This window comes from Neisseria sp. P0008.S010, assembly GCF_051962715.1.
Lineage (GTDB): Bacteria > Pseudomonadota > Gammaproteobacteria > Burkholderiales > Neisseriaceae > Neisseria > Neisseria elongata.
The window spans coordinates 1-7,949 of sequence record NZ_JBQCVA010000070.1 but is presented as its reverse complement, the minus strand read 5'-3'; the positions used below and the strand labels follow the sequence as shown (position 1 = coordinate 7,949).

General features: G+C 51.9%; 9 protein-coding genes and 2 pseudogenes. 9 read left to right on the top strand and 2 right to left on the bottom strand.

From position 1 onward, the window contains the following. Positions 1 to 543 (top strand): annotated as a pseudogene (locus tag ACTHSL_RS11930) (transposase); the annotation flags it as partial. A 23-nt stretch (positions 544 to 566) separates the two neighbouring features. Further along, entirely contained in the window at positions 567 to 899 is a 333-nt protein-coding gene (locus ACTHSL_RS11925) for a hypothetical protein (RefSeq protein WP_440381570.1), read from the top strand. Between the two features lie 257 nt (positions 900 to 1,156). Here the strand turns inward: ACTHSL_RS11925 and ACTHSL_RS11920 are convergent, their stop codons facing one another. Next, positions 1,157 to 1,399, bottom strand: coding sequence for a helix-turn-helix domain-containing protein (locus ACTHSL_RS11920; RefSeq protein WP_440381569.1), 243 nt, complete (start codon positions 1,397 to 1,399; stop codon positions 1,157 to 1,159). 232 nt (positions 1,400 to 1,631) lie between these two features. Between ACTHSL_RS11920 and ACTHSL_RS11915 the strand changes: the two genes are divergently transcribed. From ACTHSL_RS11915 to ACTHSL_RS11890, 6 genes are all read left to right on the top strand, one after another. After that, a complete protein-coding gene (locus tag ACTHSL_RS11915) occupies positions 1,632 to 2,339 on the top strand; it encodes a S24 family peptidase (protein ID WP_440381568.1) in 708 nt (235 codons plus the stop codon). A gap of 606 nt (positions 2,340 to 2,945) precedes the next feature. Further along, positions 2,946 to 3,425 carry an S-ribosylhomocysteine lyase gene (locus tag ACTHSL_RS11910; RefSeq protein ID WP_003771718.1) on the top strand — a complete coding sequence of 160 codons (480 nt, stop codon included), beginning with the start codon at positions 2,946 to 2,948 and terminating at the stop codon, positions 3,423 to 3,425. A gap of 19 nt (positions 3,426 to 3,444) precedes the next feature. Further along, the gene (locus ACTHSL_RS11905; protein ID WP_440381567.1) at positions 3,445 to 4,149 is read left to right on the top strand and encodes a 5'-methylthioadenosine/adenosylhomocysteine nucleosidase; all 705 of its coding nucleotides are present in this window, start codon (positions 3,445 to 3,447) and stop codon (positions 4,147 to 4,149) included. A gap of 84 nt (positions 4,150 to 4,233) precedes the next feature. After that, entirely contained in the window at positions 4,234 to 4,950 is a 717-nt protein-coding gene (locus ACTHSL_RS11900; RefSeq protein ID WP_074895936.1) for a phosphoglycolate phosphatase, read from the top strand. An 80-nt stretch (positions 4,951 to 5,030) separates the two neighbouring features. Next, positions 5,031 to 5,480, top strand: a complete 450-nt coding sequence (gene recX / locus ACTHSL_RS11895) for a recombination regulator RecX (protein ID WP_440381566.1) — start codon at positions 5,031 to 5,033, stop codon at positions 5,478 to 5,480. Positions 5,481 to 5,626: 146 nt separating this feature from the next. Continuing rightward, a complete protein-coding gene (locus tag ACTHSL_RS11890) occupies positions 5,627 to 6,448 on the top strand; it encodes a symmetrical bis(5'-nucleosyl)-tetraphosphatase (RefSeq protein WP_440381565.1) in 822 nt (273 codons plus the stop codon). A 93-nt stretch (positions 6,449 to 6,541) separates the two neighbouring features. Here ACTHSL_RS11890 and ACTHSL_RS11885 read toward each other — a convergent pair. Beyond that, positions 6,542 to 7,191, bottom strand: a pseudogene (locus ACTHSL_RS11885) (IS1595 family transposase). A gap of 261 nt (positions 7,192 to 7,452) precedes the next feature. Between ACTHSL_RS11885 and ACTHSL_RS11880 the strand changes: the two are divergent. Then, positions 7,453 to 7,949, top strand: a 497-nt coding sequence (locus ACTHSL_RS11880) for a contractile injection system protein, VgrG/Pvc8 family (protein WP_440381564.1), incomplete at its 3' end; no start/stop codon positions are given.

Sequence of the window (7,949 nt, the reverse complement as noted above, 5' to 3'; positions counted from 1 at the left end):
GCCATGATTGCCAAACACATCGACCGCTTCCCACTATTGAAGTTGGATCAGGTGATTGATTGGCAACCGATCGAACAGTACCTGAACCGTCAAAGAACCCGTTACCTTCGAGACCACCGCGGCCGTCCCGCCTATCCCCTGCTGTCCATGTTCAAAGCCGTCCTGCTCGGACAATGGCACAGCCTCTCCGATCCCGAACTCGAACACAGTCTCATCACCCGCATCGATTTCAACCTATTTTGCCGTTTTGACGAACTGAGCATCCCCGATTACAGCACCTTATGCCGCTACCGCAACTGGCTGGCGCAAGACGACACCCTGTCCGAATTGCTGGAACTGATTAACCGCCAACTGACCGAAAAAAACCTAAAAGTAGAGAAAGCATCCGCCGCCGTCATTGACGCCACCATTATTCAGACCGCCGGCAGCAAACAGCGTCAGGCCATAGAAGTCGATGAAGAAGGACAAGTCAGCGGCCAAACCACACCGAGCAAAGATAAAGATGCCTGCTGGACAAAGAAAAACGGTCTCTACAAACTCGGTTAGGCGGATACGTCGGCATATACTTGCGCCTGTTCCGCGCATTCGCCAGCGGAATCAGCCTGGCCACATCCTCCGGCAACCTGCCCGCCGCCGCTTCCGCCACCACAAACGCCACCGCCTTCTTAATCGGCATACCCGCCAATTCATGCAGCGGCAATACATGGGCAACAATCGCACAACGCGCATGGGCCGTTTCCGTCTGCCTGTCGTCCAACCGCGCCAAACCTTCCTCGCACGGTATCAAACCCAACTGCCGCATTTTCTTATTTTGCCGAAGCGGTTTTTTTACTTCTGCCGGCAACACCGGTACCTTGGCCAACAACGTCGCCGCCTGTTTTTCTCGTATGGCCGCCTGAACTTCCGGCGGCAGGGCAGCAATCAGATACTTCTTAAGTTTCCCGCCCCGAGCCTGACCGGTATCCTCCTCAAAAGGCCAATTATTTTTCTTGGCATATTTATCTACTGCCTGTCTAGTTTTTCCGGTTAATTCGGCGATTTCACCGGCAGACATACTTATCATTTCCACACGAAACCCTCGCGAATATCCGTATTTGAATATATTTTTAACTTTATTGCTTAGTCCGTTTGCTTATTCCATAGCAGCCAGATAAACTTAAGCGGATTGTTTCTTATTCTGATAACGGCTTGGCCAAATCTGCGCGGGTGTCATTTCTAAAAAATCTGCAATGATTTTTTCACCCTTTGGATAAGAGAATTGCAGCGCATTTTTTAGCGTATTCGGACTTAAACCAGAGTCCATAGAAAGTTGTTTAATCGTTTTTCCACGCTTTTGTACAGCAGCAATAATCTCGGAACGGTGCCAATCCCCATCGGTAACGTCTACTCGATTAATCATTTAATTATCCTTTTGCTAAGCTTTACCACTTAGAATTATTTCTAAGTTAAGTGGATAATACTAAGCAACCAGAAAGAATGCAAGCAGTTGCTTAGTTAAAATTTAGCAAAACTTTGTATTTTTAGCAAATATTATTTTTAAAAGGAAAAATAACTAAGCAACCGCTTGTAAAAAAGTTGCTTAATGGTTGCTTAATCGCAAAAAACTAAGCAACCACTTAAAAGGATAAAATATGGATACTTTTAAAGAGAGATTAGCCTATTTATGGCGTGACAATTTGAAGCCTTCCGCCATATCAAAAGCAATAGGAATGAGCCAACCCGGTTTTAGCCGGATTTGGTATGAAGGTGGCCTACCAAACGCTGAAACATTAATAAAAATCAGGGAATCAACTGGCTGCGATTTAAACTGGCTGCTGACCGGCAAAGGCTTGCCATATATAGATAATGATCAAGCCGTCGAAGTCCGTACCCATTCAGACGGCACCGCCACCGATACCCTCGGCAACCCCGTCAACTTAGACGAGTTCGTCTTTATCCCGCGCTACGATGTCTACGCCGCCGCAGGGCACGGCTATCCGGCAGAAGACGACAAGCCCTTATTCTGCATGGCATTCAGGCGTTACTGGATAGAAAACTACGTTACCCGCCAGCTCGACAAGCTGTCCGTCATCGCCGTAAAGGGCGATTCGATGGAAGGCGTGCTCAACCACGGCGACAACATCCTGGTCAATCATGCCGAAACCACCCCGCGCGACGGCCTATACGTCATCCGCATCGATAACGATCTTTTTGTAAAACAAATCCAAAAGCTGCCCGGTAAACTACTCGTCAAATCGAGCAATCCTGCCTACGAACCTTTTGAGATAGACTTAAATGACGACAGCCAAAACGTAGCTATTATCGGCCGCGTCGAATGGTACGGCCGTACCGTTAATTAAAAAAACGGCGTTTGGTATATCCAAACGCCGTTCCATTCGAATAAAATCAGAATCAACCCAAAACCTCATCAAAATCATGCAAAAAAGGTATCAAAGTCAAATTACTTTCTACCAACTTTAAACGAAAAGTATCAAAGCCGATTTTGCCTGAATTCTTATTCAAAATTTTGTTTCCCTTAAAAATTTCGCCTTTTTTTGCTTTATCTATAAAGGTATCAAAATAATACCTACCCCATACTGTGTGTTGAAATCAAATCGCGGATTTGGGTTGGCGTGGCCTCAAGAGCCAGCCGCCTTCGGGCAGCTGTGTGTTGAAATGGATGGGATTGGCCCCGTTGGCGGTTGGTTGAGCCCAGCCGCCTTCGGGCGGCTGTGTGTTGAAATCTACGGCGGTTTCCTTACCGCTTGAATTGGTGGCCAGCCGCCTTCGGGCGGCTGTGTGTTGAAACGATTACCTCCTCCTGTTTCGAAGAGGTGTCTTGATCGACCGCATCCAAGCAGCCATAACCAATAAATATCCTCGCTGAAATGATCTGCTGTTTTGTCAATATTTGAGGCGGTGCGTATAATCCCCGTTTTTATCACTACCGAACGAGGGGATTCGTCATGAGCGAAATCCAAATTGAGAAAAAAATGAATGTCGAGAGCTTCAATCTCGACCACACCAAAGTAAAGGCCCCTTATGTGCGGCTGGCCTGTGTAACCGACGGCGATTTCGGCGACAAAATCTACAAATACGACCTACGCGTCTGCCAGCCCAATCAAGAGCATATGGAAATGCCGTCCCTGCATTCGCTGGAACACCTGATGGCCGAATTGTCGCGCAATCATTCTGATAAAATCGTGGACATCAGCCCCATGGGTTGTCAGACCGGTTTCTATATCGCCCTGCTGAACATGGGTGATTATGACGAGGTGTTGCAACTGATTGAAAATACATTGAAAGATGTCTTGTCGGCAACGGAAGTTCCGGCCTGCAACGTCGTTCAGTGCGGCTGGGCGGCGAGCCACAGTTTGGAAGGGGCGCAGCAAATCGCGCGCGGCCTGCTCGACAAGCGCGGCGAGTGGCCGCAAGTGTTTGCCTGATTTCGGGAAAGGAAACGGGATGAACACTATCCGCACCATTGCCGTCATCGGCGCGATGCAGCCCGAAATTGAATTATTGAAAGGCCGTCTGAATAACCGTGAAAGCCACCGTTTCGGCGCGTTTGAAATCCATTACGGCGAATTGCACGGTAAACGCATTGTGCTGACGTTGAGCGGGATAGGCAAAGTCAATGCGGCCGCGGCCACTGCTACGGCCATCCTCAAATTCTCTCCCGACTGTGTCATCAACACCGGCAGCGCGGGCGGTTTGGCGCAAGGCTTGAAAGTGGGGGATGTGGTCATCGGCAGCGAAACCGCGCATCACGATGTCGATGTTACCGCCTTCGGATATGCAATCGGCCAAGTGCCGCAACTGCCGCCGGCGTTTGCTTCCGACCATGCTTTGGTAACTGCCGCCGAGCGGGCGGCTGCAGCGTTTCCGAATGCCGCAGTACGGTGCGGGCTGATTGTCAGCGGAGACTGCTTTGTCCATAGCAGCGAAGCCGTTGCCGCTATCCGCAAAAACTTTCCCGGTGTGCAGGCAGTGGAGATGGAAGCTGCTGCAATTGCGCAAACCTGCGCCCAATTCGGCCTGCCGTTTGTCGTTATCCGCGCCGTATCCGATGCGGCCGACGAGAAGGCGGATGTCAGCTTTGAGGAGTTCCTGCAAACCGCCGCCGTCCATTCGGCGGAAATGGTGGACGGGATGATTCGGGAGTTGTGAATGTATTGAAAAGGCCGTCTGAAAACCGCTTTCGGTTGATCTAACCTGCGTTTTCAGACGGCCTCTTCCTTGAAGGAGAATTTTGTGAACGGCACGATAGAACACGTTCAAGCCGCCGCCTTTGATTTGGACGGCACACTTTGCGATTCGCTGCCCGATTTGGCGGCAGCCGCCAATGCCATGCGTGCGTCGCTCGACCTGCCGCCGCTGCCGCAGCCGACCGTTGAAAGCTATGTCGGCGACGGCATTGCCGTGTTGGTGCATCGCGCGCTGACCGGCAATGTGGACGGCAGGGCGGAAGAAAAACTGTGGGCGCAGGGCTTTACCCTGTTTGTTCAATATTACGCAGAACATATTGCCGACCGTACCCGGGCCTATCCCGAAACCGAAGCGGGGCTGGGATTATTGAAATCGCTCGGTATCCCGTTGGCGGTAATTACCAACAAAAACGAAGTGCTGGCGGTCAAACTGCTGGAAGCATTGGGCCTGTCCGATTATTTCAGCCTCGTACTCGGCGGCGACAGCCTGCCGGAGAAAAAACCTTCGCCCGCGCCGCTGCTGCATGCCGCTGAAGTGCTGGGCGTTCCGGTGGAAAACATGATTATGGTCGGCGATTCGCGCAACGACATCCTGGCTGCCAAAGCGGCGGGCTGCCCGAGCATAGGCGTAACCTTCGGCTACGGCGACATGGCCGAACTCTCGAAACACGAAGCCACGCGGCCGGATTGGACAATCGGCTCTCTGCCGGAAATCTACGAAAACCTGCGCCCGCAGCGGGAAGAAAAAGAGAAGGCCGTCTGAAAACAGACGGAAGCGGTTTTTCAGACGGCCTCAAGGCCTATTCCGCCCATCTCACCCAATCAAATCCTTTCAGACGGCCTATGAACCCGCAGAAAACCCTCCGCGCACGCGCACTCGACATCCTTTCACGGCAGGAAATCAGCCGTGCCGAACTCAAGCGCAAACTTGCCCCGCATGCCGAGAGCGAAGAGGAAATCGAGCGCGTACTGAACGAATTCGCCGACCGCAGCTGGCAGTCCGACGAACGCTATGTCGAAGCCTATATCCACAGCAAAAGCCGCAAACACGGCTCATTGCGGCTGAAACAGGCTTTGGCGCAAAAGGGCGTGGACGAAGAAACCGTGCGCGCCTTCCTGCCCGACCGCGACAAGGAATTGGCTTCCGCCGTAGAAGTGGTGCGCAAAAAATTCAAACGCCCGCCCGCCGACTATGCCGAAAAACTCAAACAGATGCGCTTCTTGGCTTATCGCGGCTTCGACAGCGACACTATTCAGACGGCCTTAAGGCAGGCCTGGACGGAAGAAGAATAGGCAGGCGGCCGGAAACACAATAAAACCAAGGTATGCAGGCCGTCTGAAAAACAGGCCGGGTATGAAACGGCCCGCCGTTTCCGCCGCTTTGGGGCAGTTTGACCGCCCGCATACCCAACACACCGCAAATCAAGGATGTACACATCATGGCACATTACGCAATCGGCGACGTGCAGGGCTGCTTCGACGAACTGGAAGCCCTGCTGGCCAAAATCGGATTCAACCACGGCAGCGACACGCTCTGGCTCACGGGCGACATCGTCAACCGCGGGGCCAAATCGCTGGAGAGCCTCAAATTCTGCATGAAGCACGAAGACAGCGTGCAGATTATCCTCGGCAACCACGACCTGCACCTGCTGGCCGTCCTCTACGGCCACGGCACGATGAAAAAACGCGATACCATCGAGCCCATCGTCAAGCACAAACACGCCGACAAAATGCGCGACTGGTTGCGCCATCAGCCGCTGCTGGTGCAGAAAGACAGCTATCTGATGGTTCATGCCGGACTTTTGCCGCAATGGACGGCGGCGCAGGCGGCAGAGTTTGCCCGCGAAGTCGAACACAGCATGCGTCGCAGCAAACACGGCGAATATTTTGCCGAAATGTACGGCAACAAACCCGCCGCCTGGTCGGAAGATTTGCGGGGTGCGGACAGATTGCGCCTGCTGGTGAATGTTTTTACCCGTATGCGTGCCTTAAACGCCGACGGCAGTTTGGATTACGACTTCAAAAGTACGCCGTCTGAAATGCCGCCGCACCTCCATGCCTGGTTCGATGCGCCAAACCGCCGCCACCTCGACCACACCATCGTGTTCGGCCATTGGTCGGCACTCGGCCTGCTCGACAGTGCGGAAAAAAAAGTGCTGGCACTCGATACCGGCGCACTGTGGGGCGGCTGCCTGACCGCCGTCAATCTAGCCGACCACAGCATCGTGCAGGAAGCCGCGCACGGCAGGCTGGATTGGTGAGGCCGTCTGAAAGCAGGGTTTTCTTAAAATGTTTTTCAGACGGCCTTTTGTAACGGAATAATGCAAAAATTAAGGGGCTGACGTAGATTAGCCCTAAATTCTACACCAATCTCGCAGGATTTTAAGCTGTTGAGACGGTGTGCCGAAGTTAAATCGAAATTCACATTCTTTCAAGAACAGAGGGAAAGATTTGCGGTCGATTCCGTTGTATTTTCGCAAGACGCGTTTTGCCTGATTCCAAAAATTCTCAATGCCGTTAATGTGGTTCCGGCAGTCTGCAAATTCCTTGGAATGGTTGATGCGGTAATGGATGAAACCACTCATGTCCAACTTGTCGTAGCTGCTCAGACTATCGGTATAAACAATACTGTCCGGAATGATTTTCTTTTTGATGACAGGGAGTAACGTTTCAGACTTTGCGTTATTCACCACAACGGCATAGACTCGTCCGTTGCGTTTCAGAATGCTGAAGACAACCACTTTTCCTGCTGTACCGCGACCACGTTTGCGGCATCCGCCGAAATAGCCCTCATCCAGTTCGCGACGGCACCGTCAAAGATTTCATCGGCAGCCAGTGCCAAATGATGGCTGATAACCATACGGATTTTACGGTAGATCGGGATTGCGGAGTTGGGTCGAATGCCCAAAATATCGGCAGCGGAACGGGCGGTAACTTCGAGTATAAAAAAATCGAGCAGTTTCTTTTGAACTCTCTTTTTTAATTCACAATTAGTTATCTTCATTTTTGTAGCCTAGCATAACTGCTAATCTACGTCGGCTCCAAAAAGAAACCGCAATTGGTGGGATTAAGCCCGAAAGCCGTCTGAACAGTATGCCATTGGCTGCTATACGCAGGTAATGGAGTAAGGTTTGATATTTGAAATGCAATGCATATTTGGCCATAAAAAACCACACCTTGACCTTGGCAGTTGGAAGGATGTTCAACTTTTAAGGTGTAGTTCACTTCCATTCAGACGGCCTTTCCACCACCAATCCCCCCCAGCTTGACCACCCACCCTCATTCAAACTACCATACCCACCCCATCGTCATCTTGGAAATACCCACCATGACCGCCCGCCAATCCTACCACCTCACCTTCGCCCGATTCTCCCCCTCACTCTCCGTCAAATCCTTCACCGCCTCCGAAGCCGCCAACACAGCCTACCGCGTCGAAATCACCGCCACCTCCACCGATTCCTCCCTGCCGCTGTCTTCCTACCTCAACCAGCGCGCAGCATTTGAAATCCGTCCGCAGGAGGCCGTATTGTCCGAAGTAGTTAGTGCATTCGGGTCTGCTTCAGACGACCCGCCGGCGAAGCAATGGCAGGGCATTATCACCTCATGCGAAAAACTGTCCGTCTCCAAAGACGAAACCGTTTACCGCTTTGTTTTAGAGCCGCGTTTCGCGGCTCTAAAGCATTTTCAAACCTCCCGACTGTTTCAAAACCAAACCGTCCCCGATATCGTTGCCGCCATCTTCAAGCACCACGGCTTCTCCGG

Coding starts and splice junctions, on each gene's coding strand:
- ACTHSL_RS11920 (WP_440381569.1), bottom strand. CDS start 1,399: ATGATTAATCGAGTAGACGTTACCGATGGGGATTGGCACCGTTCCGAG.
- ACTHSL_RS11915 (WP_440381568.1), top strand. CDS start 1,632: ATGGATACTTTTAAAGAGAGATTAGCCTATTTATGGCGTGACAATTTG.
- ACTHSL_RS11910 (WP_003771718.1), top strand. CDS start 2,946: ATGAGCGAAATCCAAATTGAGAAAAAAATGAATGTCGAGAGCTTCAAT.
- ACTHSL_RS11905 (WP_440381567.1), top strand. CDS start 3,445: ATGAACACTATCCGCACCATTGCCGTCATCGGCGCGATGCAGCCCGAA.
- recX (WP_440381566.1), top strand. CDS start 5,031: ATGAACCCGCAGAAAACCCTCCGCGCACGCGCACTCGACATCCTTTCA.
- ACTHSL_RS11890 (WP_440381565.1), top strand. CDS start 5,627: ATGGCACATTACGCAATCGGCGACGTGCAGGGCTGCTTCGACGAACTG.